Genomic DNA, 26,872 nt, shown 5'->3' with positions numbered 1-26,872 from the left:
CGGCCACCGCCTCGGCGATGTTCGAATAGGCACCGCAGCGGCAGATGTTGCCGCTCATCCGCTCGCGCAGCTCCATGTTGGTGAAGCGCGCCTTGGCGGTGAGGTCGTCCTGGACGTGGCTCGGCACATCGCGCTTGATCTCGTCGAGCACCGCCACCGCCGAGCATATCTGTCCCGGCGTGCAATAGCCGCACTGGTATCCGTCATGTTTCACGAACGCGGCCTGCATCGGGTGGAGCTTGTCGGGCGTGCCCAGCCCCTCGATCGTGGTGACCGCGTCACCGTCGTGCTGGAGCGCGAGGCTGAGGCACGCGTTGATCCGCCGCCCCTCGACGATCACCGTGCAGGCGCCGCACTGGCCGTGGTCGCAGCCCTTCTTGGTGCCGGTGAGATGGAGATGCTCGCGCAGCGCGTCGAGCAGCGTCGTGCGCGGGTCGAGCGCCAGCTCGCGCTTCTCCCCGTTGACGGTGAGACGCACCGGCATGGTCGGGGTGGCGTTCGCGGGTGTCCGCTGCGGCGCAGCGCCGGCGGGCGCTGCGGCGGCGACCGCGCTGGCGGCGCTGCCGGCGAGCACCCCGCGGCGCGAGAGCGCGAATTCTGCTGTGTCCGACATCGCCGGCCTCCCTCTTCCTGCCCTCCCGGGCGCAGCGTCCAAGTCCCTGTCGACTCAGCACGATCCTAACGCGCGTGGGGCCGATGTGGATCAGTCACATCGTTCAGGGAAATGATGAGCGGCGCTCAGCATCCGACGGCGCTCACAACTCGCGCAGCGACGCCGCGGGTCGCGCGCGCAGCACCGGCAGGCTTCCTGCCAGTCCGATCACCACCGTCGCCGACACGCCAACCAGCAGCGTCGCCGCCACCGCGCCCCAGTCGGGCAGCCACTCGAAGCCGAACAGCTGGGTCACGACATACCAGCCGCCCGCCACGCCGAGCAGCAGCGCCACCACCGCCGCCACCAGCGCCAGCAGCGCATATTCGAGCAGCTGCATCACCAGCACCTGCCGCCGCGTCGCGCCGAGCACCTTGAGCACCACCGCGTCATAGGTCCGCGTCGCGCGCGCCGCGGCGATCGCGCCGACCAGCACCGCGACACCGGCGAGCACCGCCACACCCGCCGCGGCGGCGATCGCGGTGGCCATCTGGCGCACCACGGTCTGCACTTGCGCGAGCACGCCGCCCACCTCGATCACCGACAGCGACGGGAAGCGCGGCAGCAGCGCGCGAGTCACCGCGCCGGTGCGCACCGCGGGCATGTCGATCGTGGCGGCGAGATTGTGCGGCACGTCGGCGAGCGCGCCGGGCGAGAACACCAGCACGAAGTTGAAGCCCAGCGTGTCCCAAGCGATGCGGCGGAACGAGGCGATCGTGGCGGTGCGCTCCAGCCCCAGCACCGAGATCGTCAGCGGGTCGCCGAGCTTGAGCCCGAGCGACTGCGCCAGCCGCTCGTCCACCGAGACCAACGGTCGCCGCGCTTCGGCCGCGCTCCACCAACGGCCGGCGCTGAGCGTGCTCCCCGCGGGCAGCGCCGCGGCGAAGGTCAGCCCGCGCTCGCCGCGCAGCGCCCAGGCGCCCTCGGGGATCTCGGCGAGATCGGCGACACGCGTCTTGGCATAGCCGGTGATCGTGCCGCGCATCAGCGGCACCGTCGCGATCACCGCGCCGGGCTCGGCCGCGACGACGGTCGCGCTAAAGTCGCGCTCGCGTTCGGGCGGCACGTCGAGCACGAACAGGGCGGGCGCGCGCTCGGGCACGCTGCGGGTGATATTACCGTCAAGGCTGGTGCGGATCGTCGCGAGCAGCACGAACAGCGTCAGACCGAGCCCCAGCGCCACGACCAGCGCGACCGTCCTCGCCCCCGGGCGGTGAAGCGCGGCGAGCGCCAGCCGCGGCAGCGGGCGGCGCGGCGGCGGCACGCGCGCCGCGAGCCAGCGCACCGCGTGACCGAGCGCGACGAGCAGCAGCAGCGTCGCCGCGGCAGCGCCGAGGAAGCCGGCGGCGAACAGCGGCCGCTCGCTCGTCGCCAGCACCAGCGCGACAAGCGCGGCGCCCGCCGCGACCATCCAGGCGGCGGCGACGCGCCCGCCGCGCACGCGCCGGTCGTGGACGCCGCGCAGCAGCGCCGCGGCGGGCACGCGTCCTGCCGCGACCAGCGCGGGCGCGCAGAAGGCGAGAGCGATCAGCAGCCCGTACAGCGCCGCCAGCGCGAGCGGCAGCGGCGCCACCACGAAGCCCGGCGCGACCGGCAGCACCGCGCCGGCGAGCGCGCCCACCAACGGTACCGCGACCAGACCGGCGACGAGCCCCGATGCGATTCCCACCCCCGCCACCGCGAGCACCTGGATCAGGTAGACGCGAGTCACCGTCGCCGAGGTCGCGCCGAGCACCTTGAGCATCGCCACGCTGGCACGCCGCTGCTCGAGATAGGAGGAGACGCCGTTGCCGACGCCGATCCCCGCGATCACCAGCGCGGCGAGCCCGACCAGCGTGAGGAACTCGCCCATGCGCGCGATGAAGCGGCTGGCACCGGGCGAGGCTCGGTCCCGCGTGCGCGTCTCCCATCCCGCCGCGGCGAAGCGCTTGCCGAAGCCCGCGACCGTCGCCGCGGGATCGCGTGCGCCGATCGCGATGCGATATTTGGTCTCGTACAGGCTGCCCGGCTGCACCAGCCCGGTGCGCGCCAGCCCGGCGCTCGACACCAGCACGACCGGACCGAAGCTGAAGCCTTCGCTGAGCCGGTCGGGCTCGTCCGCGATCACGCCGCCGACGCGGAACGTCGCGGCGCCGAGCCGCAGCGGGTCGCCGACGCGCAGGCCGAGCCGCTCGACCAGCGCGGGCGCGACATAGGCGTTGTCGGCGCCGGTGAGTCGCACCGCCCCTCCGCCCACGACCGTCAGGCGACCGTAGAGCGGATAGGCCGCGTCGACCGCCTTGAGCTGCACCGGCGCGGTGGCCCCGCCGCGCGCGACCGCCATCGACTGCATCCGCACCGTCTCGGACACGCGCCCGAGCCGCGCGATCGCGGCGCGCTCGTCGGGATCGGCCGCCCGCTGCGAGATCGCGACCTCGACGTCGCCGCCGAGCAGCACGCGGCCTCGCGCGGCCAGCTCGCCGGTGATCGCCTGGGTCAGGCTTCCGATCGCGGCGAGCGCGCCGACGCCGAGGAAGAGGCACAGCAGCAGCAGACGCAGGCCCTTGAATCGCAGCGACAGCTCGCGCCGGGCGAGCCGCCAGGCCAGCGCCCAGCCGCTCATCGCAGCCGCCCGTCGGCGAGCTCGACGATCCGGTCGCAGCGCCTTGCGAGTGCTGGGTCGTGCGTGATGATGACGAGGCTGGCATCGGTGGCGCGACGCCGCTCGAACAGCAGGTCGACGACGCGCGCGCCGGTCGCGGCGTCGAGGTTGCCGGTCGGTTCGTCGGCGAAGACGAGCGAGGGACGCGGCGCCAGCGCGCGCGCGATCGCGACGCGCTGCTGCTCGCCGCCCGAGAGCTGCGCGGGATAATGGTCGAGCCGGTGCCCCAGCCCGACCGCGGTCAGCTCGGCCTCGGCGCGGACGCGCGCGTCGTCGGCGCCCTGCAGCTCGAGTGGCACCATCACGTTCTCGCGCGCGGTCATCGTCGGCAACAGGTGGAAGGCCTGGAGCACGATGCCGATCCGGCCGCGCCGCGCCACCGCCAATGCGTCCTCGTCGAGCGCGGCGAAGTCGAGCCCGGTCACCTCGACGCTGCCCGAGGTCGCGCGCTCCAGTCCGGCGAGTACCGCCATCAGCGACGACTTGCCCGACCCCGACGCGCCGAGCAGCGCCACGCTCTCACCCGCGGCGACCGCGAGATCGACCCCGCGCAGGATCTCGACCGGCTCGGCGCCGCCGAGCGTGAGCCTTACATCGCGCGCGGCGATGACCATATGCGGCGGCGACATTCAGCGGAGCCGGGGCGAAAGTGACGCGATCATACCTGACATATGCGGCGCCGGCGGCGCTTCTCCAAGCCGCGCTGATGGTGTCGAGCTGCTCCCCGCGCGACGAGAGCGCTCCCGACGGGCCGCGCGTCAGCGGCAATGACGGCGAGGCCGCCGCGCCCGCGCCGGTCGCGACCGTGCCGGTGAGCGGGCCCGAGCGGACGGTGCTCGCCCTCGGCGACAGTCTCTACGCCGGCTACGGGCTGAGCCGCGGGCAGAGCCTGCCCGACGCGATTCAGGCGCGGCTGCGCGCCGCGGGGATCAACGCGCGGCTGGTCAACGCGGGCGTCTCGGGCGACACCAGCGGCGACGGGCGCCGCCGGCTCGGCTACACGCTCGACCGGCTGGGCAAGAAACCCGATTTGGTGCTACTGGGGCTCGGCGGCAACGACGTGCTGCGCCAGCTCGATCCCAAGGTAACGCGCGACAATCTCGCCGCGATGCTGGACGAGTTGCAGAAGCGGGGCATCCCGGTGGTGCTGACGGGCATGCTCGCGCCGCCCAATCTGGGGCCGGACTATGCGGGAACGTTCAACGCCATCTATCCGGAACTGGCGAGGCAGCACCATGCGCCGCTGTACCCGTTCATCCTCGACGGCGTGCTCGGCAACCGGACGCTGATGCTGCCCGACGGCGTTCACCCCAACGCGCGCGGCGTGGCGCGGATCGCCGATCGCGTGACGCCGGTGGTGCGGAAGGCGCTGGCGGAGACGTCCGAGGATTGAGGGAGGATTGAGCCGCCGACCCCTCCCGTTACGGCGGCTCTTATCGTCATCCTTCCCGTTCCATCAGTCGCCCCGACCCTCCATCCGCCGCGCTCCGTCAGCCTCCCCGATCCGCCAGCTTCCCGTCCCATCATCCTCCCTCTCTCCGTCACCCCGGGCCGGTGAGTATGCGGGACGGTGGATCCCGGCCTTCGCCGGGATGACGGAGAAGGATTTGAGAACGGCGCGCGACACCAGCCGAGTCGCCACCTCACCACCCCCCCTCTGTCACGCCTTCTTCAACTCCTCCGGCTTGTGCACCGCTTCCTTGCCCGACTTGTCGCTCTTGACGCGATATTGCGGGTCGTCCTTGCTCGCCTTGGCGGTGTGGCCGCCGGCCTTGGTGGTCTTGGTCTCCTTCTTGACCACCTTGCCGCTGGTCTGGCCCTGCGGCGTGTCCCACTTCACCTTGTCGCCGGCCTTGAGGGTCTTGGTCATGGCAGCTCTCCTGTGGCTCGGCGGACTCAAGTGGATCAGCCGCACGCTTGTTCCATCGCCTTGAGGATGCGGCGATTTCCTCGCTCGCGGGTTGGAGGACGCGGTTCCGAGGAGAGAACGATGAGCGAGAGCGAGAAGATCACCACCGGCGCCAACGACCGCGCCGTCGACGAGCCGCTCGCGAGCGGCGCGCCCGGCGTCCCAGACGACGCGCTGCTGCCGAGCGAAGATCTGCCCGAGCCGCCCAGCGACGAGGAGGTGGCGCGCGTCGCCCGCCAGCTCGGTGCGCCGCTGCCCGACGCCTGAGCAGCATACGGCGTCCTTACCGCTCGCAGACGCCTGCTAGAACCGCGCCCGCACTGCCCCAGCGAGCGTGCGCGGGTCGGCCGGCGCGTGGAGCCGCTGCGTGCCGTCGTACCAGACATATTCGTGTCGGTCGTTCGCGAGGTTGCGCAGCTGCACTGACAGCTCCACCGCGCGGGTGAGCTGATAGGCCGCCTCCGCGGTGAGCTGGACATAGCGGCCGTAGCGCCCCTGCGTGTTGGCGGGGGTGAGCTCGTAGGAGGACTGCCCATTGCCCCACAGCGACCCCCGCCAGCGGCCACCGCGCGGCGCCCATTCCAGCCCGGCGGTGTAGACGTCGCGCGGGACATGGTCGATCTCGTTGCCCGCCTGCGACGGCGTCGCCGGGTCAGGCAGGCGGATCACGGCTCGCTGGTGCGACCAGCTCGCCCAGGCCGACCAGCCACCGCCAGGCAGGACGCTCGCCTCGAGGTCGAAGCCGCGCCGCCGCGTCGCGCCGAGATTATCGAACTCGCCCGCGGGATCGTTGAGCCGGCGCCGAAGCTCGCCGCTCGCGGTCTGCTGCCACAGCGCCGCGCGCGCGGTGAGCCAGCGACCGCGCGACAGCCGCACGCCCGCTTCATAGCCCTCGTTGATCGAGGGTGCGACGTCGCGCACGCGCGGCGGCACGATGAACGCGCCGGTGCCGGCGCCGATCTGGAAGGTACGCCCGTAATTGCCATAAGCGGTCACTCCCGCGACCGGCTCGATCGCGACCGACAGCTTGGGCTGGCTGATCGTGCCATAACCGTTGACCGGATAAGCGCGGCCGTTGAGCCGGTTGACATAGTCGCCGCCCACCCGGTCGAGCCGCCACGCCGGCGTCACACGTAGCCAGCGCAGCGGCGTCAGCACCGCCTGGATGTAACCGCCGCCGACGGTCAGGTCGATGTCCTGGTCGCGCGTCGCGGCGACGATGCGACGATTGTCCGTCGTCCAGCGCTGGCTGACATTGTGCTGCCACTGCACGTCGCCGCCCGCCTCCGCCATCAGCCACGACGCGACGTGCCAATGGAGCGCGCTGATGACGCCATATTGCTGTTCCTCGGTGAGCCGCTGCTGCTGCGGCACGCCCGCCGAGAAGCGAACGTAGCGATTGTCGTCGATCGTGTTGGCATAACCGCTCAGCGACACCGCGACGTGCTCGCTGGGCGCGGCGTCGAGCGTCACCGCATATTGGCCGAGCTCGCGCGTGCCGCCGTCGCTCGCCGACACCGGATAGGAGCGCCGGCGGTCGGTATAGGCATCGGCGTTGGTGAGATAGCCCGGCTCGTCGGCGGCGGCGCGGCTGTGGCGCGCGATCACACCGAGCTGCGCGTCGCCGAGATCGAGCCGCCACTTGCCCGAGAGCGTCAGCCGGTCGAACCCGGCATGGTCGCGATAGCCGTCCGAGCGGCGGTAGCCGAGCGCGAGATTCTGGGTCAGCCGCCCGGTCTCGGCGCCGGCGGCGAGCTGCGCCTCGGCCGTGCCGAACCCGCCCGCGCTGACCCGCGTGTCGAGATAGGTGCCGCCGCTGCGCGTGACGATGTTGGCGCTGCCCGCGATGGCGTGCAGCCCCCAGCGCGGGTCGGAGGTGCCGCGCACCAGCTCGACCGAGCCGATCGCGAGCGGCGAGACCAGGTCGATGAAGTCCATCCGCCCCGCATTGTCGTTCGAGGGGATGCCGTCGATCAGCAGCTTGACCGCGTTGATCTCGCCCTCGCCGTTGAAGCCGCGGATCGAGAAGCGGCCCGAAGTGGTGCCCTGGCCGAAGTCGGTCAGCACGACGCCGGGCAGCCGCGCGAACAGCTCCCAGGCGTTGTCGACGGTCTGCCGCTGCGCGACGTCGCCGCCGAGTACGTCGACCGAGGTGAGCACCTCACTGGTGGCGCGCGTCATCGATCGCGCGGTGACGACCACCTCGCCGATGGTGACACCGGTCGTAGCGGCCGGGTCGGGCGCGTCCTGCGCGCGCGCCACGGCGGGAAGACAGGCGAGCGCGACCGCGCTCGCGGAGAGAAGATGACGAGACATATGGATTCCGATCGCTCGCGCGCCCGAGGCACGCCGCCGCTGACAGGCCAGCGCGTCACGTGGCGCCGGGCATGATGGTGTGACGATCAGGCGAGCGCGGGCGGCGCGTGAGCCGGCGGGCGGAGGCGATCGGTCGCAGCGAGTTGCAGCGCGCGGCCGAGCGTCGTCGCGACGAGAGAGACGGCGTCGGTGGGAGGCGACAGCGGCGGTAGCTCGCCCCCGGCGAGCGTGGGCAAGCCCAGGCCGGCGAAGGCGCAGGGCGGTTCGGCATGGCGATGGGGCTCACCGTGATCGGTGCGCTGGTGCGCCGCGTGATGCGCCGCCAGGGCCGGCGCCGCGCCCCACTCGGGACAGGCGACTAGCGTGATCCCGTGCGCCGATGCGGCCGGCATGAAGCCGGCGGGCACGATCAGCCGCAGCGCGAGGGCGAGCAGCAGCAGCCAAACCATCGCCGCCGATCGGCGCTCGATCACGTGCCGCAGGCGCGTCATCGCCGCTCAGCCTCGCGACGCGAGTGCGCCGCCGCCCTGACGGGGGCGGGTCGGTTCAGGTCGAGAGGCGCGCTTCACCATCGGCTAACCATCCTGCGCACCTAGTCGTAAATACCAGGTTTAAACAGCGATCCACGCTAAGAGATTAGAAACGCATCGGCCCTAAACCGGCCTCACTATCGTGAGGTCCGTTCCATGAAGAACATGAAGATCAGCGCCAAGCTGCTCACCGCTTTCGGCATCCTGGCTGCCGCGTTGATCGCCATGGCAGCGATGTCGATCAGCGCGCAGAGCAAGTTGAACGATGCCGCCGAGACGCTGGGTGGCAGCCGCCGCGCCAAGCTCATCGCGATCGCGACGATCAACACCGCCACCTCGGACTATCGGGTCGCCGAGGCGACCAGCATCCTGTCGGACGAGCCGAGCCAGATCCAGGAGGCCGAGCGGGAGGCCGCGGAACAGGTCGCCCTGCTCGACAAGAACGCGGCTTTCCTGGACCGCACCCTCCAAGCACCGAGCGCGATCGCGGCGTTCCGCACCTTCCGCAAGGATTGGGCCGACTTCATGACGCAATCGCGCGTCACGATGCAGCTGTCGCACCAGAACCTCAACAAAGAGGCGCTCGAGAGCTACCGCCGCAGCAAGCCGGTGTTCGACCGCGGTAACGACGATGCGGCGCAGATGCAGACGATCCAGACCAAGCTGATGGATCAGGACATGGCCGACGCGAGTGCGACGTATGTCTGGTCACGCAATGCCTCGATCGCCATCGCCGTCGCGGTGCTCGCGCTCACCGTCTTCATGCTGATCTCGCTGATCCGCGGCATCGCCACGCCGCTGACCGCGATGACGGCGACGATGCGCCGCCTCGGCGCGGGCGACCTCAACGCCGAGGTCGCGGTCGATCCGCGCCGCGACGAGGTGGGTGAGCTCGCCGGCTCGATGGTGGCGTTCCGCGACCAGCTTGTCGCCGCCGAGCGCGCGAAGCAGGAGCAGACGTGTCTGATCGTCGACAGCGTCGGCAGCGGGCTCGACTCGCTCGCGCGCGGCGACCTCACCGCCCGGATCGAGGCCGAGCTGACCGGTCCGTTCGCCAAGCTGAAGGACGATTTCAACAACGCGATGCAGTCGGTCGCGGGCACGCTCACCGCGGTCAACGCCAGCGCCGAGGGAATCACTAACGGCGCCAGCGACATCCGCCAGGCATCGGACGATCTGTCGCGCCGTACCGAGCAGCAGGCCGCCAGCCTGGAAGAGACCGCGGCGGCGATGCACGAGATCACCACCACGGTGCGCGACACCGCCGCCAACGCCACCAAGGTCAACGGCGTGGTGACCGAAACGCGTCGCGACGCCGAACAGTCGGGCGACGTGGTGCGCCGCGCGGTCGAGGCGATGAACGGGATCGAGCGCTCGTCCAACGAGATCAGCGAGATCATCGCGGTGATCGACGGGATCGCGTTCCAGACCAACCTGCTCGCGCTCAATGCCGGCGTCGAGGCGGCACGCGCGGGCGACGCAGGCAAGGGCTTCGCGGTGGTCGCCTCCGAGGTGCGCGCGCTGGCACAGCGCTCGGCCGACGCTGCCAAGGACGTGAAGAGCAAGATCACCGCCTCGACCGAGCAGGTCGATGCCGGCGTGACGCTGGTGGCGCAGGCGGGCGAGGCGCTCAGCCGCATCACCGGGCGCATCGGCGACATCAGCGCGCTGGTCTCGGACATCGCGTCGGCCGCCGAGCAGCAGGCGACCGGGCTCCAGCAGGTCAACACCGCGGTCAGCGAGATGGATGGCGTGACCCAGCAGAACGCCGCGATGGTCGAGGAGGCGACTGCCGCAGCGCGCAGCCTGGCCGAGGAGACGGAGAACATGGCGCGCCAAGTCAGCCGCTTCCGGCTGGGCGACCGGCCCGCTCAGGCGACCGCCGTGCGGCGGGAGGTGGCCACCTCGCCGGTGCACCAGCTCCAGTCTCGCGCCGCGAGCGCGGGCGCCCGCATCGCCGCCGGCGCCCGCGCGAACCGCGGCAGCGCCGCGGTCGCGGTGGCGCAGGACGACTGGTCGGAGTTCTGAGCGGCTCCCAATCTTGACGTAGCGGCGTCATCCTGAACCGAGTTCAGCATGACGCCGATCTCGCCCTGGTGTGCACGTCGTCGGCTCGGCCCGCGACGTTCCGCCCCACCGGCCCCGCTCCCAACCTCCGGAACACCGCCGCCCCCCGTTCGTCCACCAGCGGAGTGACGGGAGACAGCAGGTGGGCAAGCGCGAGCCGACACGGGTGGTCATCACCGGGGCGTCGAGTGGGATCGGTGCCGCCACCGCGATCGCCTTCGCCCGCCGCGGCGCGCGGCTGGTGCTCGCGGCGCGTGGCGAGGCCGGGCTCGCCGACATCGCCGAACGCTGCCGTGCGGCCGGCGGCCGAGCCGACACCCGCGTGGTCGACGTCACCGATGCCGTCGCGGTGCAGGCACTGGCCGAGGAGGCGCACACCTTGCTCGGCGCGATCGACCTTTGGTTCAGCTGTGTCGGCGTCGGCGTCGTCGGCCGCTACCATGAGGTGCCGCTGGCCGACCACGCGCGCGTGATCCAGGCCAACCTGCTTTCGCACATGAACGAGGCACACGCGGTGGTGCCGATCTTCCTCGCGCAGGATCGCGGCACCTGGGTCAACATGATCTCGGTCGGCGGGTTCGTAGCGACGCCCTATGCCGCCGCCTACGCCGCGAGCAAGTTCGGCCTGCGCGGCTTCAGCGAGGCGCTGCGCGGGGAGTTGTCGCGGCACCCCGACGTGCACGTCTGCGACGTCTATCCCACCTTCGTCGATACGCCGGGGATCGACCATGCCGGCAACTACTCGGGCGCGCGACTGACGCTGCCGCCCGGCGCGCTCGCCCCCGATACCGTGGCGAAGGCAGTGGTGCGGCTCGCCCGCCACCCGCGCGACACGACCGTCGTAGGCGCGCCCGCACTGTTGCTGAAGCTAGGCCAGTTCGCCGCGCCCAATCTGATCGCCGCAGTGATGAACGGCTTCATGGACAGCTGGTCGACGCGTGCGCCGCGCGGCGAGAATACGCCGGGCGCGATCCACGAACCGACCGCGGGCGCGAGCGGCCCCGACGGCCACCGCCGGGACCCGCATCGCGGGCGCAAGGCCGCTGCCGCCGGTGCGATCGCGCTCGCTGCGATGGCGGGTGTCGCGCTGTGGCGCGGACGCACCAAGTGAGGACGGTCCGGCTGCGCGACGGCGCCTCAGTCCCCGCGCTCGGTCAGGGCAGCTGGATGATGGGCGAGCGCGCCGAGAGTCGCGGCGAGGAGATCGCCGCGCTGCGTACCGGGCTCGACCTCGGCATGACGCTGATCGACACCGCCGAGATGTACGCCGACGGCGAGTCCGAACGGGTGGTCGGGACCGCGATCGCGGGGCGGCGCGACGACGTCTTCCTCGTCAGCAAGGCCTATCCGCAGAACGCCTCCCGCACGCGACTGACCCGCGCCTGCGAGGCGAGCCTCGAGCGGCTCGGCACCGACCGGCTCGACCTTTACCTGCTGCACTGGCGCGGCAGCGTGCCGCTCGGCGAGACGATCGAGGCGATGGCCGCGCTGGTCGCGGCGGGCAAGATCCTCCGCTGGGGCGTCAGCAACCTCGACCGCGACGACATGGAGGAACTCGTCGCCGCGGGTGGCACCGACTGCGCGACCGATCAGATCCTCTACAATCTGACCCGGCGCGGGCCCGAGCACGACCTGCTGCCGTGGCTGGCCGCACAGGACATGCTCGTGATGGCGTACAGTCCGGTCGAGCAGGGCCGCCTGCTCGGCCATCCCGCGCTCGCCCGCGTCGCCGCGGCACGCGGGGCCACCGCCGCGCAGGTGGCGCTGGCGTGGCTGCTCGCGCGCGAGGGCGTGATCGTCATCCCCAAGGCCGGGCGCGCCGAGCACGTCCGTGAGAATAGCGCGGCGGCGGACCTGATCCTCACGCCGGAGGAGCTGACCGAACTCGACCGCGCCTTCCCGCGCCCGAGAACAGCCGTGTCGCTCGAGATGCTGTGAGCGGAAGGCAGAGGCTCGCTTACTTCGGCGCCGGCGCGGTCACCCCCGCCTCGGTCTGCACCACGGGGCGCATGGTCCCATCCGGATTGTAGCGCAGATATTCCACGGTCACCGCGCGGCGCCCGATCGCGCCGTTGAGGTCGCCGATGGCGAGCGTCGCGTTGTGGAGGAACAGGTACCAGCGCTTCTTGAATTCGACGATCCCCGGGTGGATCGTGAAGCTGTACTTGCCCGAACCGGTCAGCTCCCCGCGATAGGTCCATGGCCCGCGGATCGTCGGCGCGGTGGCATAGGACACCTTCTCGTCACGGTGCTTGCTGCGGTCGAGTGAGGCGTAGGTGAGATAATAGAGCTTGCCGCGCTTGTGCAGCCACGGCCCCTCCTCGAAATGCGGCGGCGTGATCTCGGTGATCGGTCCGTCGAGCTCGATCATGTTGGGCTTCAGCTTAGCGATATAGCACTGCCGATTGCCCCAGGCGATCCAGGTGGTGCCGTCGTCGTCGGTCAGCACGGTCGGGTCGATGTCTTCCCAGCTGTGCGTGCCCTTGGGCGTCATCTCGTTGGTGATCAGCGCTGAGCCCTTGGCGTCGACGAACGGGCCGGTGGGCTTGTCCGACACCGCCACCGCGATCGCCTTGCCGGGGTGGGTCGAGTCATGCTCGACCGCGGCGTAGAACCAGTATCGACCGTTCTTGCGGATCGCCTGCGAGGCCCAGGCGTCCTGCTTGGCCCATTTAAAATCCTTCACGTTCATGATCGGACCGTGCGCGGTCCAGTGGCGCATGTCGGTAGTGGAATAGACCAGCCACTCCTTCATGTTGAACATCTCGTCGCGCTGCGCCTCGTCGTGCCCGACGTAGAGGTACAGTCGGTCGCCGACCACCAGCGGCGCCGGATCGGCCGTGAACCTGTCGTGGAAGAGGGGATTGGAGCCGGGCACCGGCGCGCTCGCCGCCATCGTACCGCTCGCCAGCAGCGCCAGCGCACCCAGGCCGATCCGTCGGCATCCCATCCCGCGTTCCCCTTTTACCTCGTTTGCAGAGCAGCTTAGCTCGCGCGCACCGAGCGGCAAGCCTGGTCTACGCCGAGGGCAGCGTCAGCCGCGCCGCCAGCCCACCGCCGCTCGCCTCCCCCAGCGCCAGCGCGCCGCCATACAGCGTGACCAGTTCAGACGCGATCGCCAGCCCGAAGCCGTGCCCATCGCCGCGCTCGTCGAGCCGCGTGCCCGGGCGGGCGACACGGTCGCGCTCGGCCGCGGGGATGCCCGGGCCATCGTCGCTCACCTCCACCGCGACCCAGCGCCCGTCGCGCGCGGCGCGCAGCACGACGTGGCCTTCGGCATGACGCGCGGCATTGTCGAGCAGATTGCCGAGCAGCTCGTCGAGGTCCTGCGGGTCGATCGCGACCACCAGATCGGCGGGCACGTCGAGCGTGATCCGCGCCTCCCGGTGCAGCGCGCCGACCGCGGCGACGAGCCCCACGGCCGCAGAGCGCAACGACGTGGCGGCGCGACGATCGATCGCGGCGGCGCGCGCGCGCGCGAGATGGTGGCGGATGGTGCGGTCGATCCGCTCGACCTGCGCCGCCTGCTCGGGCCGGTCGCGCAGGTCGAGCGCCAGCGCCGCCACCGGTGTCTTGAGCGCGTGCGCGAGGTTGGCCGCGGCACCGCGCGCCGCGGCGAGCGCGGCGGCATTGTCGGCGGCGAGCGCGTTCAGCTCGGCCGCGAGCGGGCGCAACTCGGAGGGCTGGTCCTCCTCGACCCGCGCGCGCGCGCCGCCGCGGATCGCCGCGACCTGGTCGCGCAGCCGGCGCAACGGCGCCAGCCCGACGCGCAGCTGCACCAGCAGCGCCGCGGTGAGCACCGCCGCCACCACGGCCAGCGCCCCGAGCAGCGGCCACAATGCCCCCTCGATCGGGCGCCGCACCACCGAGCGCGGCGCGGCCGCGCTGAGCGTGACGTCACCGCGGCTGGTCGCGATCACCAGCTCGCGCGCGTGAACCGCCGCCTCGTTTCCGGCTACGCCCTCGCGCGGGCGCGGTCCCTGCGGCGCGATCGGCCCCGCCGGTGGTGCCGGGTCGAGCGGCGGGAAGTCGGCCGAGCCGAGCACGCCGTCGGGACCAGCGATGCGCCACCGCCATTCGGGACCGGCGTCGAGCGCGCCGCGCACCCGCTCGAGCCGCGCGCGATCGACGCGCCCGTCACCGTCGATCGCGCTGGCGAGCAGCGTCAGCTCGGCGTCGAGCCGGCGGTCGAGCCCCTCCACCACGAAGCGCCCGAGCAGCCCCGCCATCGCCGCCCCGGCGAGCGCGAGCGCGAGCGCCGTGGCGAGCGCGGACACGATCAGCATGCGTGCCTGGATCGAGCGCGGCGCGCGCGCGCTCACGCGCCCACCAGCCGATAGCCGCGCCCGCGCACCGTCTCGATCAGCGCGGCGCCGATCTTCTTGCGCAGGCGGCCGACGATCACTTCCAGGCTGTTCGAGTCGGTGTCGGCGTCACCCTCATAGACCTTCTCGAGCAGGTCGAGCCGCTCGATCACCGCCCCCTTGCGCAGCATCAGCTGCGACAGCACGCGCCATTCCAGCGCGGTGAGCTTGAGCGGCAGCCCGTCGAGCTCGAAGGTGCCGGTCGGCGCGTCGAACGAGAGCGGGCCGGCGCGCAGCAGCGGCTGCGCATGCCCGGCGGCACGGCGCACCAGCGCGCGCAGCCGCATCACCAGTTCCTCGACGCGGAACGGCTTGACGAGATAGTCGTCGGCGCCGGCCTTGAACCCCGCCACCTTGTCGGACCAGCCGTCGCGCGCGGTGAGCACCAGCACCGGCAGGTCGCGCCCGGCCGCACGCCAGGCGCGCAGCACCGCGACGCCGTCCATGCCGGGCAGACCGAGATCGAGCACCGCTGCGTCATATTGTTCGGTCTCGCCGAGATGTGCGGCGTCGACTCCGTCGACGACGAGGTCGACCGCGCAGCGCTCCTCGCGCAGCGCGCGCGCGATACGGGGACCCAGGTCACGGTCGTCCTCGACGAGCAGGATACGCATGACCCGGCGCTATACACCCGGCTTAAACCGAAACTGAACCGCGCGGTTCAGCGCGGGTGACGGGCGGCGGCGGTAGAACGATGCATCGCAAGCAGAGGAGCTGATCGATGACCCTTCTACCCCATGTCACTGCCCAACGCCGCATCGCCCTGGCGGGCGGGGCGCTGCTGGCGCTCGGCGCCGCGGGTGGCGCCGGCGCGATGGCGCTGAGCCGCCCCGCGGTCGAGATGGCGCCGACGGTGCCCACCGCGGTCGCCAAGCTGCCGCAGTCGAGCGGCACCGTCACGGTGCGCGGCCGCGTCGCCGCGGTGTACGGCGACCGCTTCGTCGTCGAGGACTCGACCGGGCGCGCTCTGGTCGACGCCGGGCGCGACTCGGCGCCACGCGCGGGCGCACCCGTGCTGGTGCAGGGCCGCTACGACGAGGGGCAACTGCGCGCGCGCTTCCTGGTCGACAGCGCTGGTGCGCGCGAGGTCGGACCGCCGCCGCCGCCGCCCGGCGCGAAGGCACCGCCGCCACCGGGTGCTGGCGCGCCGCCGCCTCCCGTGCCGGGTGCAGGAGCGCCGCCGCCTCCCCAGCCGGGTGCGGGTGCTCCCCCGCCGCCGCCGCCGGGTGCCGGTGCTCCCCCGCCGCCGCCGGGTGCGGGCGCGCCGCCGCCTCCACCGCCGACCGCGGTCAGCGTGCCGGCGCCCACCGCAGACGCGGCGATGCCCGTGCCGCCCACGGGTTCCGCGACGACACCGCGCTGAGCGGCTGCGCGAGATGGCGAGACCTCGGAGCGATCCGGGGTCTCGCGACCTGTCCGTCCGGGGTCGCCGCGGTGATGCTGACCCGAGGGAGCCGCCGTCCCGCGTCTCCGACCACGCTGCGCCACGAAGGCGCCGGATCTCGCGGCGACGAAGGGTCGACTGGCTGGGGCGGCAGGATTCGAACCTGCGAATGCCGGTACCAAAAACCGGTGCCTTACCGCTTGGCGACGCCCCAACAGGCCCGCGCGCTTAGCCGCGCGCGGCGCACAACTCAACCGATACGTCGCAGCCAGCCGTGCGGGTCGGGCGCGCGCCCGCGCTGCACCGCGCTCAGCCGGTCGAGGAAGCGCGCGGTCAGCTGGCCGGTGGCGCCGCTGCCAATGGTGAACTCATAGTCCGGCCCGGCGGCGCGGCCGATCGGAGTCACCACCGCGGCGGTGCCGCAGGCGAAGCTCTCCACCAGCCGCCCGCTCGCCGCATCGGCGCGCCACTGCTCGATCGCATAGGGTTCCTCGCGCACCACCAGACCCTCGTCGCGCGCGAGCTGGAGGATCGAGTCGCGCGTGATCCCGGGCAGGATCGTGCCGGTCAGCGGCGGCGTCTGCAGCGAGCCGTCCTCGAACACGAAGAAAATGTTCATCCCGCCCAGTTCCTCGATCCAGCGCCGCTCGGCGGCGTCGAGGAACACCACCTGGTCGAAGCCGCGGCGGATCGCCTCCTGCTGCGCGACCAGGCTGGTGGCGTAGTTGCCGCCGCACTTGGCAGCGCCGGTGCCGCCGGGCGCGGCGCGCGTGTACTCGTGGCTGACCCACAGCGACACCGCGCGCGCGCCGCCCTTCCAATAGGCGCCGACCGACGAGGCCAACACCATGTAGAGATACTCGGCCGACGGCTTGACGCCGAGGAACGCTTCCGAGGCGATCATGAACGGGCGCAGGTACAGCGAGCCGCCCTCGACCGAGGGCATCCAGTCGCGCTCGGTCTGCACCAGCCGCTCGCACGATTCGAGGAACAACGCCTCGGGCAGCTCGGGCATCGCCATGCGCCGCGCCGAGGCATTGAAGCGGCGCGCGTTGGCCTCGGGGCGGAAAAGCGCCAGCCCACCGTCCTCAAGCCGATAGGCCTTGAGCCCCTCGAAGATCTCCTGCGCATAGTGGAGCACCGACGAGGCCGGGTCCATCGTCAGCGGCACGCGCTCGCCGATGCGCCCGTCGTGCCAGCCGCGTCCTTCCGAATAATGCAGGATCGCCATGTGATCGGTGAACACGCGGCCGAAGCCCGGGTCTACCAGCCGCGCGGCGCGCTCGTTGGCGGGGACGGGCGACGGATGCGGCTCGAACGCGAAGTTCACGGAAATCAGCTCCCAGGGACCAGGGTCGGCGATGGCCGGGCGCCGCGACAAGAGATCGCATTGCCGGGTTGCGGTGGCCTAGGGCCGATGGCAAAGCCGGTCAACATGGCTGCCTCAACCCAATCCGCCTCGCCGCTTTTCCTGCGCGAGACCGAGATCCGCCGCGGGATCGAGCTGCTCTATTTCGGCAACAGCCACATCACGCGCTCGATCGATCGCGGGCTCGCCAAACAGGGCCTCGGCCGCGCGCATCACCGCGCGCTTTATTTCATCGCGCGCAAGCCCGACATGCCGGTGAGCGAGCTGCTGGCGCTGCTCGCGATCACCAAACAGTCGCTCGGGCGCGTGCTCAACGAGCTGATCGAGCGCAACATGGTCGAGACCCGCCCGGGCGAGCGCGACCGCCGCCAGCGGCTGCTGCGGCTCACCGCGGAGGGCGTCGCGCTGGAGAGCGAGCTGTACGACTCGCTGCGCGAGAAACTGTCGGCGGCCTATTCGCGCGCCGGCCAGGGCGCGGTGACGGGCTTCTGGGCGGTGCTCGAGGGGCTGATCCCGCCCGAGGAGATGGGGCGGGTCGAGGCGCTGCGCGGCTGAGGATCGCGATGAGGCGCGGAGCGCCTGGTGCGCCGCGCCCGGAATAACGCGCCGCCGCTACGCCATGCCGGACTTGGTCCGGGACGACGGATGTGAGTGAGGGCCGCCGGCAGCATTGCAACGATACGCTCGCCGGCAGAATTCTCTCATTCGGCCCCGTTCCTCACCCCGCCCCGTACAGCCGCAGCGCGTCGGCCTTGAACGAGGCGCCGCTGTCGTTGCGCGAGTAGAACATGTGCCCGCCCGGGTAGACGCGCAGCTGCACGCGCTCGGCCGCGCCGAAGGCGGGCATCTGGTCGACGATCAGCCGCGACGCGAAGAACGGGCAGGACAGATCGTCCCAACCGTGCACGATCATCACCTTCATCTTGGGATCGTTGGCGATCGCCTTGCGCAGGTCGGTCACCGGCGTGTCCGCCGGCTTGCCCCGGTCCCACGCCTCATTCACCTTGTACGAAAGGGCGTTGTAGCGCGCGTCGGTCTTCCAGCCGACCTCGCGCGTGACGAAATCGACCATCGCGCTGGTGGTCGGCGCGATCAGCGCGTCGAGGATCGGATCATTCGACTGCTGCTGCGCCGACCAGGGGAAGGGATCGAAGGCGGTGACGTTGGAATCGTAGACGCTGCCGATCGTCCCCTCGGCGCGGTGGACCTCGCGCAGATAGGTGCGGCTGTCGACCCGCCCGCCGAGCTTCTGCACCAGCGCCGGGTCCAGCCCAGTTAGCTGGGTGACTCGGCCGACGATACGCCCCGTCGCCTCCGGGTCGGAGCGGCCGCGCAGCAGGTCGCGCGCGAAGTCGCCGCGGGTATAGGCCTCGACCTCGGCCATGGCGGCGGGGGTCAGCTTGCCCTGGCGCTCGAGGTTCGCCGCCGCCATCGAGGGTAGGTCGATCATCCAGGGCAGCGGTGACAGCGCGGTGGCGTCGTCGCCCGAGGCGGGATCGAGATAAGGCGAGACCATGATCAGCCCGTTGACCCCGACGCCGATCTGCGACTGGAGTTCATAGGCGATGCGCGGCGCGCGATAGCCGCCGTAGCTCTCGCCCATGACATATTTGGGCGAGCGCAGCCGCTCCTCCTTGACCAGCCAGTCGTAGACGACCTTGGACAGATAGCGGATGTCGGGATCGTTCGCGTAGAAGGCCTTCTTGGTGGCGTCGGCGTCGACCAGGCTGCGGCTGAAACCGGTGCCGATGGGATCGATGAAGACCAGGTCGGTGAAATCGAGCCAGCTGTTGGGATTGTCGCGCGCGAGCGGCGCGTCGGACGGTGAATCGCCCTGCGCGCCGAACTGGACCCGTTTGGGCCCGACCGCGCCCATGTTGAGGTACACCGAGGCCGCGCCCGGGCCGCCGTTGAAGGCGAAGGTCACCGGCCGCGACGGGTCGCGCCCCGGCACGACGTAGGCGGTGTAGACGACCTGCCCGATCTCCTTGCCGCTGTCGTCGCGCACCGCGATCGTGCCGACGGTCGCCTTGTAGCTGATCGAACGGCCGTTGATCCGCGCGCTCTGCGTGATCGTCTTGTCGGCCGGGAGCGGCGGCAGCTTGACCGCGTCGTCCTCCTTCTTGCTCTCGACCTTGGTGACGGTCTTGTCGGTCTTGTCCGACTGGGCGTGGGTGAGGCCGCTGGTGCCGAAGAGCAGGGTGGCGAGCAGCAGGCGAAAAGGTCTGGCCAAGATGTACGATCCCTGTGTGGCCGCGGTCGCGCCGCGGTTCTTGTCGTTGACGGTGTAGTCCCCCGCGGGCGGCTGGCAAGCCGCTCGCCGACACGAGGTGGCGCGTCGCGGTCGCGGCGGCAAGGCCACTCTCGTTCCTATATGTCGGCGCTATGCAATAGGCCGCTTTCGCCCTGGCAATACTATGCGGTCTTGGCCAGATCGTGCCGGTGCGCAGGCCTCCGAAGCAACCGCGTCGGGCGGCAAGGTCTCCCCTGCCCCTCGACGATCGCGCCGCGACGATCCTGCTCCCTCTCCCGCGCATTCTGGTCTATTCCAACGCGATGAACGAGGTCGCGCCGTCGTCATCCTTCCCGGCGCGCCGCGCTGGCACGTCCGCGAGGCGCGGCTGATGGCGCCGGGCAGCGATCGCCCCGACCCCGACGCGCTGCTGCGCCGCGCTGCGCAGGAGGGCCGTGGGCGGCTCAAGATCTTCCTCGGCGCCGCACCCGGGGTCGGCAAGACCTATGAGATGCTGTCCGAAGGCGCGGCGCGGCGGCGCGACGGCGTCGACGTCGTCGTCGCGGTGGTCGAGACCCACGGGCGCGTCGAGACCGAGGCGTTGGTGCGCGGGCAGGAGGTCGTGCCGCGCCGCGCCACCGCCTATGAGGGGCGCACGCTGCACGAGATGGACCTGGACGCGGTGCTCGCGCGCGCGCCGCGCCTCGCGCTGGTCGATGAGCTCGCGCACAGCAACGCACCCGGCAGCCGCCATCCCAAACGCTATCAGGACGTCGAGGAGCTGCTCGCCGCCGCGATCGACGTGTACAGCACCGTCAACATCCAGCACGTCGAGAGCCTCAACGACGTCGTGGCCAGCTTCACCCGCGTGCGGGTGCGCGAGACCGTGCCAGACCGCATCCTGGAGGCGGCCGAGATCGAGGTGGTCGATATCCCGCCCGACGAGCTGATCGAGCGGCTCAAGGCGGGCAAGGTCTACCTGCCACAGGAGGCGACGCGCGCGCTGTCGCATTTCTTCTCCAAGTCGAACCTGTCGGCGCTGCGCGAGCTGGCGCTGCGCCGCGCCGCGCAGGCGGTCGACGCGCAGATGCTCGACGACGTGCGCGCGCTGGGGCTCGGCGGTACCTGGGCGGGCGGCGAGCGGATCGTCGTGGCCATCAACGAGCTGCCCGGCGCCGACGGGCTGGTGCGCGCCGCCAAGCGGGTCGCCGACGGGCTGCGCGGGCCGTGGACCGCGCTGTTCATCGAGACGCCGCGCGCCGCCGGCTTCACCCCGGCGCAGCACCAGCGGCTCGCCGCGACCATGACGCTCGCGACGCAGCTGGGCGCGGCGGTAGCCACGGTACCCGCGCCCGACGTGGTCGACGGTATCCAGCGCTTCCTCGCCGACGCGCGCGCGACCCAGCTGGTGATGGGCAAGTCGCAGCGCTCGCGCTGGTTCGAGCTGCGTCACGGCTCGGTGGTCGATCGGCTCATCCGCGACACGCCCGGCGTTACGGTCCACGTCCTCCCCGTGCCCGCCGCCGCCGGGCGAGAGCCGCGGGCGCGCGCCGTACCGACCCCGGGAACCACCGCGGGCTACGCGAGCGCGGCGGCGATGGTCGCGGGCGTCACCGCGGCGGGCAGCGCGCTGGTGCATGTCATCGATTTCGGCAACATCGCGCTGCTCTACCTTCTGCCGGTGATGGCCGCGGCGAGCCTCTTCGGCCTGCGCTGCGGACTTTTCGCCGGCGTGGCCTCGACGTTGGCCTATAACTTCTTCTTCCTGCCGCCGGTCGGCACGCTGAGCATCAGCAACCCCGAGAACGTGATCTCGGCGATCGTGCTGCTCGGCGTCGCGGTGGCGACCAGCCATCTCGCTGCGCGCGTGCGCGCGCAGGCCGATCTCGCCGCGGCGAGCGCGCGCACCAACGCCACGCTTGCCGGCTTCCTGCGCGAGATCAGCGGCGTGACCGACCGTGACCGCGCCGCGCAGATGATCTGCGACGACGTACGCCGGCTGCTCGACGTCCAGGTGGTGCTGCTCACCCGCTCGCCCGCGGCGGGGCTCGACATCCTCGCCGCGAGCGATCCCGGCTACCGGCTGGAGACGATGGACAGCGCCGCCGCGGGCTGGGCGTTCGACACCGGCGCCACCGCCGGCAAGGGCTCGGGTACGCTGGCGGCGTCGGAATGGCTCTTCGTGCCGCTCAAGGCGGGCGAGCGCGTGCTGGCGGTGCTCGGGGTCGCGCGCGTCGCCGGCGGTGACCCGGTCCGCGCCGACCAGCTGCCGCTGCTCGCCAGCCTGGTCGACCAGGCCGCGCTGGTGCTCGAGCGGCTGCGGCTCGCCACCGAGATGCGCGACGTCGAGGAGGTGCGCACGCGCGACCGGCTGCGCGCGGCGCTGCTCTCCTCGGTCAGCCACGACCTGCGCACCCCGCTCACCGCGGTGATGGCCGCCGCCGCGCAGCTGCATCACGGCGCGACGCCCGAGCTGATCGGCACGATCGAGAGCGAGGCCGAGCGGCTCAACCGCTTCGTCGCCAATCTGCTCGACATGGCGCGGGTCGAGGCGGGCGCGCTGCGGCTGCGAGTCGACGCGGTCGACCTCAGCGACGCGGTGACCAGCGCGGCGCACGACGCGCGCCGCGCGCTGGAGGGGCATGCCGTCCGGCTCGACGTGCCACCCGATCTGCCCTTGGTGCGCGCCGACCCGCAGCTGCTCCATCACTGCCTGCTCAACCTGCTCGACAACGCCGGCCGCTACGGTGACCCGGGCAGCGCGGTGGTGATCGAGGGAAGACATCGGTTCGGCGAGCTGCGCCTCGCCGTGCTGGACGAGGGACCCGGGCTGCCTGCCGGGCGCGAGGCCGAGGTGTTCGAGACGTTCCGCCGGCTCGAGGGCTCCGACCGCGCCGCCGGGGGCACCGGCCTCGGGCTGGCGATCGTCAAGGCATTCGCCGAGGCGATGGGGATGACCGTCACCGCCGCCAACCGCGAGGACGTGCGTGGCGCCGCCTTCGCGTTGATTTTCCCGCCCGCACTGATCGTGCGCCAGCCGACCGGCGAGGCGGCGTGATGGCGCGCGTGCTGGTGATCGACGACGAGCCCGCGATCCGGCGGCTGTTACGCAACACGCTGACCCGCGCGGGCTATGACGTGGTCGAGGCGGGCAACGCGCGCGACGCCCTGCAGCAGCGCGCGACGACGCACCCCGACGCGATGCTGCTCGACCTGGGCCTGCCCGACCGCGATGGGCTGAGCCTGATCCCGCTGCTGCGCGATCGCAGCGACGCGGTAGTACTGGTCGTCTCGGCGCGCGACGCGGTGGAGGAGAAGGTCAGCGCGCTCGATCTCGGCGCGGACGATTATGTCACCAAGCCGTTCGACAGCGAGGAGCTGCTCGCCCGTCTTCGAGTCGCGCTGCGCCATCGCGCTGCCGGAGCGGCGGCACCGCGCGAGATCCGCCGCGGCGACCTCGCCATCGATCTCGACCGTCGCGAGGTACGGCGCGGCGACGCGGAGGTGCATCTCACCCGCAAGGAATATGACGTGCTGGCGGAGCTGGCGCGTCATCTGGGCAAGGTCGTCACCCACCAGCGCGTGCTCGCCGCTGCCTGGGGCGGCGATGAGGACGCGCGGATCGAGTACCTTCGCATCGTCATCCGCAACCTGCGACAGAAGCTGGAGGCGCCCGGCGAGGTGGGCAGCGTGATCGCCAACGAGCTCGGCGTCGGCTATCGCCTGCGCGGGGACGGCTGAGCGCTTATTCTTGAGCGTTATCAAGATCTTTCATTCAAGCGGCCGGGCATCCTTTTCTAACCTGCTTCGTATCTGAGGTCGGCGGTCGGAACGACGGGCGCCCGGCGCCTCGCTGATCATCGGGGCAGGAGAGAGATCTATGCCCGGGAGTGAGCATCTCATCGATGCCCTGGATGCGCGCGTCGAGCGTCGTCACCAGCGGCGCGACTTCTTCAAGACCGCGATCGCTGGCGTCGCGATGGGCACCGCCGGGCTCGCGCTCGCCGGCCGGGCGGAGGCGCAGACCGCGCCGAGCGACACCGATATCCTCAACTTCGCGCTCAATCTCGAATATCTCGAGGCGCAGTTCTACAGCTACGCGTACAGCGGCCAAGGCCTGCCCGCGGCGCAGCTCACCGGCACGCAGACGCAGGGCGCGGTGACCGGCGCGCGCAAGGCCAACCTGACCGACCGCGCCGTGATCCAATACGCGCGCGAGATCGCCGCCGACGAGGTGGCGCACGTCGCCTCGCTGCGCCAGGCGCTGACATCGGCGGCGGTCGCCCAGCCGGCGATCGACCTGTCGGCGACGGTCTTCACCGCCGCGGCGGTCGCCGCCGGGGTCGATCTCAGCGCCAGCGGCGGCGTCTTCGACCCTTACGCCAATGACGACAACTTCCTGATCGCCGCCTATATCTTCGAGGACGTCGGCGTCACCGCCTACAAGGGCGGGTCGCCATTGCTCAGCAATCCCGATATCGTCGACGCCGCCGCCGGCATCCTCGCCGCCGAGGCGTTCCACGCCGGCATCATCCGCGGCGCACTCTATCGCCGCGGCGTCGACGTGCCGGCCGTCTGGACCATCACCGAGCAGATCTCGGGCGCGCGCGACCTGCTCGACGGCACCGCCGTCTCGGCCGGTCCGCCGCAACGCGTCGCCGACGACGACCAGGGCGTCACGCCGGTGCAGAACCAGTTCGGCCTCGCCGCCAACATCGTGCCGACGGACGAGAACGGCATCGTGTTCAGCCGCACTTCCGAGCAGGTCCACAACATCGCCTATCTCACCCGCCAGGCCGCCACGGCGGGCGGTTTCTTCCCCAACGGCACCAACAACCCCAACGCGGCGCTGCGGCGCTCCGGCGCGAACTGAGGAGGCGGCGATGAGCGACCAGACCGAGTTTCTCGACCTCATGGAGCGCGCCGAGCATCAGCGCCGTGCGCGTCGCAACTTCATCCGGCTGTGCGGCGGCGCGGCGGCGATGACCGGCGGCCTTGCCCTGCTGTCCGGCTGCGACGACGACGATGACAACGAGCCCGCGCCGACCGCCTCACCCACCCCGGCGCCGACCGTGAGCGACGCCGATGTGCTCAATTTCGCGCTTCAGCTGGAATATCTCGAGGGCAATTACTATTCGTACGCGGTCTCGGGCCAGGGCATCGCGGCGAGTCTGCAGACCGGCGCCGGCGCGCAGGGCGCGGTGGTGACGGGCAGCGGCGACGGCGCCGCGCGCGCGGTGACCTTCACCGATCCGGTGGTGCAGCAATATGCGCGCGAGATCGCGTTCGACGAGCTCGGCCATATCGGCTTCCTGCGGACCAATCTCGGCAGCGCCGCGGTGGCGCAGCCGGCGATCAACCTGTCGGGCAGCGCGAGCGTGACGATCGCGGGCGCGACCGCGGTCGGCGCCTTCACTGCCGCCGCGCGAGCCGCCGGGGCGATCGGCGCGACCGACATCTTCGATCCCTTCCTCAACGACGAGAACTTCCTGATCGGCTCCTACCTGCTCACCGACGTCGGCGTGACGGCCTATCGCGGCGCAGCGCGGCTGATCAGCAACAAGACCTTCCTGGAAGCATCGGCGGGGATTCTCGCCACCGAATGCTATCACGACGGCATGATCCGCTCGGAACTGTGGCGCCGCGGCCTGACGGTGCCGAGCATCTATACCCGTATCACGCAGATCTCGAACACGCGCGACGGCCTCGACGGCTCCACCGAGAACGACCAGGACATCGGTGACGCCACCACCGCCAACCTCGTGCCGACCAACGATGGAGGGCTGGTGCTCGGCCGCAACGCCGCACAGGTGCTGAACGTCGTCTACCAGAACAAGGCGGCGGTCTCGTCGGGGGGCTTCTTCCCCGCCGGACTGAACGGCACGATCAAGACCAGTCAGGCCAACCCCTGACATGCCTGCTCACCGCATTCTCGCGCGAGCGAGGGTGCGGTGAGCGGCGAGGCGCTCGGTCAGGCGGGCCAGAGCCCACTCGGCCAGGGCTCGAGATCAAAGCGCTCCTCGATCGACCAGGCCTCGTCGGAGAGGCGCTCGCCACGCATCCAGTGGCGGTCCTGGTCGTCGCCGGGCGGCAGGCCGCGCGCGAGCGCTTTCTCTCGCTCCTCCTCGGCGTGTAGCGCCCTCACCTTCTGCTCGGCAGCTTCGCGATTGATCATGGTGACACTCCTCGGCAGAGGTAGAACGAACCAGGCTCGATTTCCGCCGCGCCGAATCAACCTGATCTCGGTCAGTCGGCACGCGCGAGCCGATGCGACGAGGCGAGACTAGGAGGTTGCGCCCGGACGCGTTACCAACGGCGCGGATGCGAACCGCATTGTGACCGGGAGTATCGAAGAGGATGCGAGCTATGAAGGGTATCGTGCTGGGCGTCGGGCTGTCGCTCGCCTCGTCCGCGGTGATGGCGCAGGGCCAGCAGGGTGATCCCAAGGCGACCGAGCAATGGTCACCTGCGGTGCCGGTAGTGGCACCGGGTGCCTTCGCCGGCTGGACCGCGCCCGCCGACGCGGTGGTGCTGTTCGACGGCAAGGGGCTGGACCGCTGGGCCTCGGTGAAGACGGGCGGCGCCGCCGGCTGGACCGTCGCGGACGGCGCCGTGACGGTGAAGAAGGGCACCGGCAACATCCAGACCAAGCAGTCGTTCGGAAGCTACCAGCTGCACCTCGAATACCGCATCCCCGCCAACATCACCGGCGAGGGACAGGCGCGCGGCAACAGCGGGCTGTTCCTGGCCTCCACCGGGCCGGGCGACGACGGCTACGAGTTCCAGATCATGGACAGCTACAACAACCCGACCTACGTCAACGGGCAGCTCGGCGCGATCTACAAGCAGACCCCTCCGCTCGCCAATCCGGCGCGCCGGCCGGGCGAGTGGCAGACGATCGACATCACCTGGGAGGCGCCACGCTTCGGCGCCGACGGCGCGGTGACCCGCCCCGCCTTCGTCACCGGCTACGTCAACGGCGTGCTGGTGCAGGATCATACCGAGGTGCGCGGCGGCACGGTCTATATCGGCAAGCCCAGCTACAAGCCGCACGGCAAGGCGCCGATCAAGCTGCAGGACCACGGCGATCCCAGCCAGCCGATCAGCTTCCGCAACATCTGGGTGCGCGAGTTGCCTGAGCGGGGTTGAGGCCGCGCGGTCTCGGGGGTGGAAGCGCGTCGTATCCCTCCCCTTCATGGGACCGTCGCGTCATCGTGTTTGCGCCCCCCAACCCTCTCATCCCGGCCTTGGGCCGTGATCCATGATCCGCAGGAGCAACGACATCGTCGTGCGCGGCGCGATGCATTCGGATCAAGTCCGGGATGACGGGGACGTCGCCACGATCCTTCTCAGGGCGAGGGTCTCCGCGCCGATCGGGCCGACATCACCGCTCGCGGCGGTTCCGGA

The 26,872-nt window shown here is 71.3% G+C and carries 24 protein-coding genes and 1 tRNA gene; 12 read left to right on the top strand and 13 right to left on the bottom strand.

The window, feature by feature from the left end:
• The 3 genes from paoA to KZ820_RS19195 all read right to left on the bottom strand — a co-directional run.
• Window positions 1–613, bottom strand: a 613-nt coding sequence (paoA, locus tag KZ820_RS19205; RefSeq protein ID WP_219750464.1) for an aldehyde dehydrogenase iron-sulfur subunit PaoA, incomplete at its 3' end; no start/stop codon positions are given.
• 142 nt (window positions 614–755) lie between these two features.
• Complete coding sequence (locus KZ820_RS19200; RefSeq protein WP_219750463.1) at window positions 756–3,254, bottom strand: ABC transporter permease; 2,499 nt, start codon at window positions 3,252–3,254, stop codon at window positions 756–758.
• Window positions 3,251–3,922, bottom strand: coding sequence for an ABC transporter ATP-binding protein (locus KZ820_RS19195; protein ID WP_258048353.1), 672 nt, complete (start codon window positions 3,920–3,922; stop codon window positions 3,251–3,253). Before KZ820_RS19195 ends, KZ820_RS19200 begins: the two co-directional genes overlap by 4 nt.
• 20 nt (window positions 3,923–3,942) lie before the next feature.
• Between KZ820_RS19195 and KZ820_RS19190 the strand changes: the two genes are divergently transcribed.
• Window positions 3,943–4,686 (top strand): arylesterase, encoded by a 744-nt coding sequence (locus tag KZ820_RS19190; RefSeq protein ID WP_308462285.1) that lies wholly within the window; start codon window positions 3,943–3,945, stop codon window positions 4,684–4,686.
• A 267-nt stretch (window positions 4,687–4,953) separates the two neighbouring features.
• On the opposite strand, the gene KZ820_RS19185 is transcribed toward KZ820_RS19190, so the two are convergent.
• Window positions 4,954–5,163, bottom strand: coding sequence for a hypervirulence associated TUDOR domain-containing protein (locus KZ820_RS19185; RefSeq protein WP_132909312.1), 210 nt, complete (start codon window positions 5,161–5,163; stop codon window positions 4,954–4,956).
• A 120-nt stretch (window positions 5,164–5,283) separates the two neighbouring features.
• On the opposite strand from KZ820_RS19185, the gene KZ820_RS19180 reads away from it, so the two are divergent.
• Complete coding sequence (locus KZ820_RS19180; RefSeq protein WP_219750462.1) at window positions 5,284–5,469, top strand: hypothetical protein; 186 nt, start codon at window positions 5,284–5,286, stop codon at window positions 5,467–5,469.
• 36 nt (window positions 5,470–5,505) lie between these two features.
• Here KZ820_RS19180 and KZ820_RS19175 read toward each other — a convergent pair whose 3' ends face one another.
• Window positions 5,506–7,518, bottom strand: a complete 2,013-nt coding sequence (locus tag KZ820_RS19175) for a TonB-dependent receptor (RefSeq protein WP_219750461.1) — start codon at window positions 7,516–7,518, stop codon at window positions 5,506–5,508.
• An 86-nt stretch (window positions 7,519–7,604) separates the two neighbouring features.
• A complete protein-coding gene (locus KZ820_RS19170; protein WP_219750460.1) occupies window positions 7,605–8,009 on the bottom strand; it encodes a hypothetical protein in 405 nt (134 codons plus the stop codon).
• 195 nt (window positions 8,010–8,204) lie between these two features.
• Between KZ820_RS19170 and KZ820_RS19165 the strand changes: the two genes are divergently transcribed.
• From KZ820_RS19165 to KZ820_RS19155, 3 genes are all read left to right on the top strand, one after another.
• The gene (locus KZ820_RS19165; protein ID WP_219750459.1) at window positions 8,205–10,076 is read left to right on the top strand and encodes a methyl-accepting chemotaxis protein; all 1,872 of its coding nucleotides are present in this window, start codon (window positions 8,205–8,207) and stop codon (window positions 10,074–10,076) included.
• Between the two features lie 181 nt (window positions 10,077–10,257).
• Window positions 10,258–11,226 (top strand): SDR family oxidoreductase, encoded by a 969-nt coding sequence (locus KZ820_RS19160; protein WP_219750458.1) that lies wholly within the window; start codon window positions 10,258–10,260, stop codon window positions 11,224–11,226.
• Window positions 11,223–12,053 carry an aldo/keto reductase gene (locus tag KZ820_RS19155; RefSeq protein WP_219750457.1) on the top strand — a complete coding sequence of 277 codons (831 nt, stop codon included), beginning with the start codon at window positions 11,223–11,225 and terminating at the stop codon, window positions 12,051–12,053. Before KZ820_RS19160 ends, KZ820_RS19155 begins: the two co-directional genes overlap by 4 nt.
• A 19-nt stretch (window positions 12,054–12,072) precedes the next feature.
• On the opposite strand, the gene KZ820_RS19150 is transcribed toward KZ820_RS19155, so the two are convergent.
• From KZ820_RS19150 to KZ820_RS19140, 3 genes are all read right to left on the bottom strand, one after another.
• Window positions 12,073–13,065 (bottom strand): glycoside hydrolase family 43 protein, encoded by a 993-nt coding sequence (locus tag KZ820_RS19150; protein WP_219750456.1) that lies wholly within the window; start codon window positions 13,063–13,065, stop codon window positions 12,073–12,075.
• A gap of 67 nt (window positions 13,066–13,132) precedes the next feature.
• Window positions 13,133–14,437, bottom strand: a complete 1,305-nt coding sequence (locus KZ820_RS19145; RefSeq protein ID WP_308462284.1) for an ATP-binding protein — start codon at window positions 14,435–14,437, stop codon at window positions 13,133–13,135.
• Complete coding sequence (locus KZ820_RS19140) at window positions 14,434–15,093, bottom strand: response regulator (RefSeq protein WP_219750455.1); 660 nt, start codon at window positions 15,091–15,093, stop codon at window positions 14,434–14,436. Before KZ820_RS19140 ends, KZ820_RS19145 begins: the two co-directional genes overlap by 4 nt.
• Window positions 15,094–15,200: 107 nt before the next feature.
• On the opposite strand from KZ820_RS19140, the gene KZ820_RS19135 reads away from it, so the two are divergent.
• Window positions 15,201–15,842, top strand: coding sequence for a hypothetical protein (locus KZ820_RS19135; protein WP_219750454.1), 642 nt, complete (start codon window positions 15,201–15,203; stop codon window positions 15,840–15,842).
• A gap of 160 nt (window positions 15,843–16,002) precedes the next feature.
• Here the strand turns inward: KZ820_RS19135 and KZ820_RS19130 are convergent.
• Window positions 16,003–16,077, bottom strand: a tRNA-Gln gene (locus tag KZ820_RS19130).
• 36 nt (window positions 16,078–16,113) lie between these two features.
• Window positions 16,114–17,199: a branched-chain amino acid aminotransferase gene (locus KZ820_RS19125; RefSeq protein ID WP_373369041.1), complete on the bottom strand. Its 1,086-nt coding sequence runs from the start codon at window positions 17,197–17,199 to the stop codon at window positions 16,114–16,116.
• A gap of 99 nt (window positions 17,200–17,298) precedes the next feature.
• On the opposite strand from KZ820_RS19125, the gene KZ820_RS19120 reads away from it, so the two are divergent.
• Window positions 17,299–17,787, top strand: coding sequence for a MarR family transcriptional regulator (locus KZ820_RS19120; RefSeq protein WP_219750453.1), 489 nt, complete (start codon window positions 17,299–17,301; stop codon window positions 17,785–17,787).
• Between the two features lie 163 nt (window positions 17,788–17,950).
• Here the strand turns inward: KZ820_RS19120 and KZ820_RS19115 are convergent, their stop codons facing one another.
• Window positions 17,951–19,468 (bottom strand): S10 family peptidase, encoded by a 1,518-nt coding sequence (locus KZ820_RS19115; RefSeq protein WP_373369040.1) that lies wholly within the window; start codon window positions 19,466–19,468, stop codon window positions 17,951–17,953.
• Window positions 19,469–19,856: 388 nt separating this feature from the next.
• Between KZ820_RS19115 and KZ820_RS19110 the strand changes: the two genes are divergently transcribed.
• From KZ820_RS19110 to KZ820_RS19095, 4 genes are all read left to right on the top strand, one after another.
• Window positions 19,857–22,523, top strand: coding sequence for a DUF4118 domain-containing protein (locus KZ820_RS19110; RefSeq protein WP_219750452.1), 2,667 nt, complete (start codon window positions 19,857–19,859; stop codon window positions 22,521–22,523).
• Window positions 22,523–23,206 carry a response regulator transcription factor gene (locus KZ820_RS19105; RefSeq protein WP_219750451.1) on the top strand — a complete coding sequence of 228 codons (684 nt, stop codon included), beginning with the start codon at window positions 22,523–22,525 and terminating at the stop codon, window positions 23,204–23,206. Before KZ820_RS19110 ends, KZ820_RS19105 begins: the two co-directional genes overlap by 1 nt.
• A gap of 139 nt (window positions 23,207–23,345) precedes the next feature.
• Window positions 23,346–24,338 carry a ferritin-like domain-containing protein gene (locus KZ820_RS19100; RefSeq protein WP_219750450.1) on the top strand — a complete coding sequence of 331 codons (993 nt, stop codon included), beginning with the start codon at window positions 23,346–23,348 and terminating at the stop codon, window positions 24,336–24,338.
• 10 nt (window positions 24,339–24,348) lie between these two features.
• Complete coding sequence (locus KZ820_RS19095; protein WP_219750449.1) at window positions 24,349–25,377, top strand: ferritin-like domain-containing protein; 1,029 nt, start codon at window positions 24,349–24,351, stop codon at window positions 25,375–25,377.
• Window positions 25,378–25,436: 59 nt separating this feature from the next.
• On the opposite strand, the gene KZ820_RS19090 is transcribed toward KZ820_RS19095, so the two are convergent.
• A complete protein-coding gene (locus tag KZ820_RS19090; protein ID WP_219750448.1) occupies window positions 25,437–25,640 on the bottom strand; it encodes a hypothetical protein in 204 nt (67 codons plus the stop codon).
• A gap of 191 nt (window positions 25,641–25,831) precedes the next feature.
• Between KZ820_RS19090 and KZ820_RS19085 the strand changes: the two genes are divergently transcribed.
• The gene (locus KZ820_RS19085; RefSeq protein WP_219750447.1) at window positions 25,832–26,614 is read left to right on the top strand and encodes a 3-keto-disaccharide hydrolase; all 783 of its coding nucleotides are present in this window, start codon (window positions 25,832–25,834) and stop codon (window positions 26,612–26,614) included.
• The last annotated feature ends 258 nt before the right edge of the window (window positions 26,615–26,872 follow it).

Origin of the sequence: Sphingomonas citri, from assembly GCF_019429485.1 — a bacterium.
Taxonomy (GTDB): Bacteria; Pseudomonadota; Alphaproteobacteria; order Sphingomonadales; family Sphingomonadaceae; genus Sphingomonas; species Sphingomonas citri.
The sequence above is the reverse complement of the archived record's forward strand: the minus strand, read 5'-3'. Positions and strand labels throughout refer to the sequence as shown.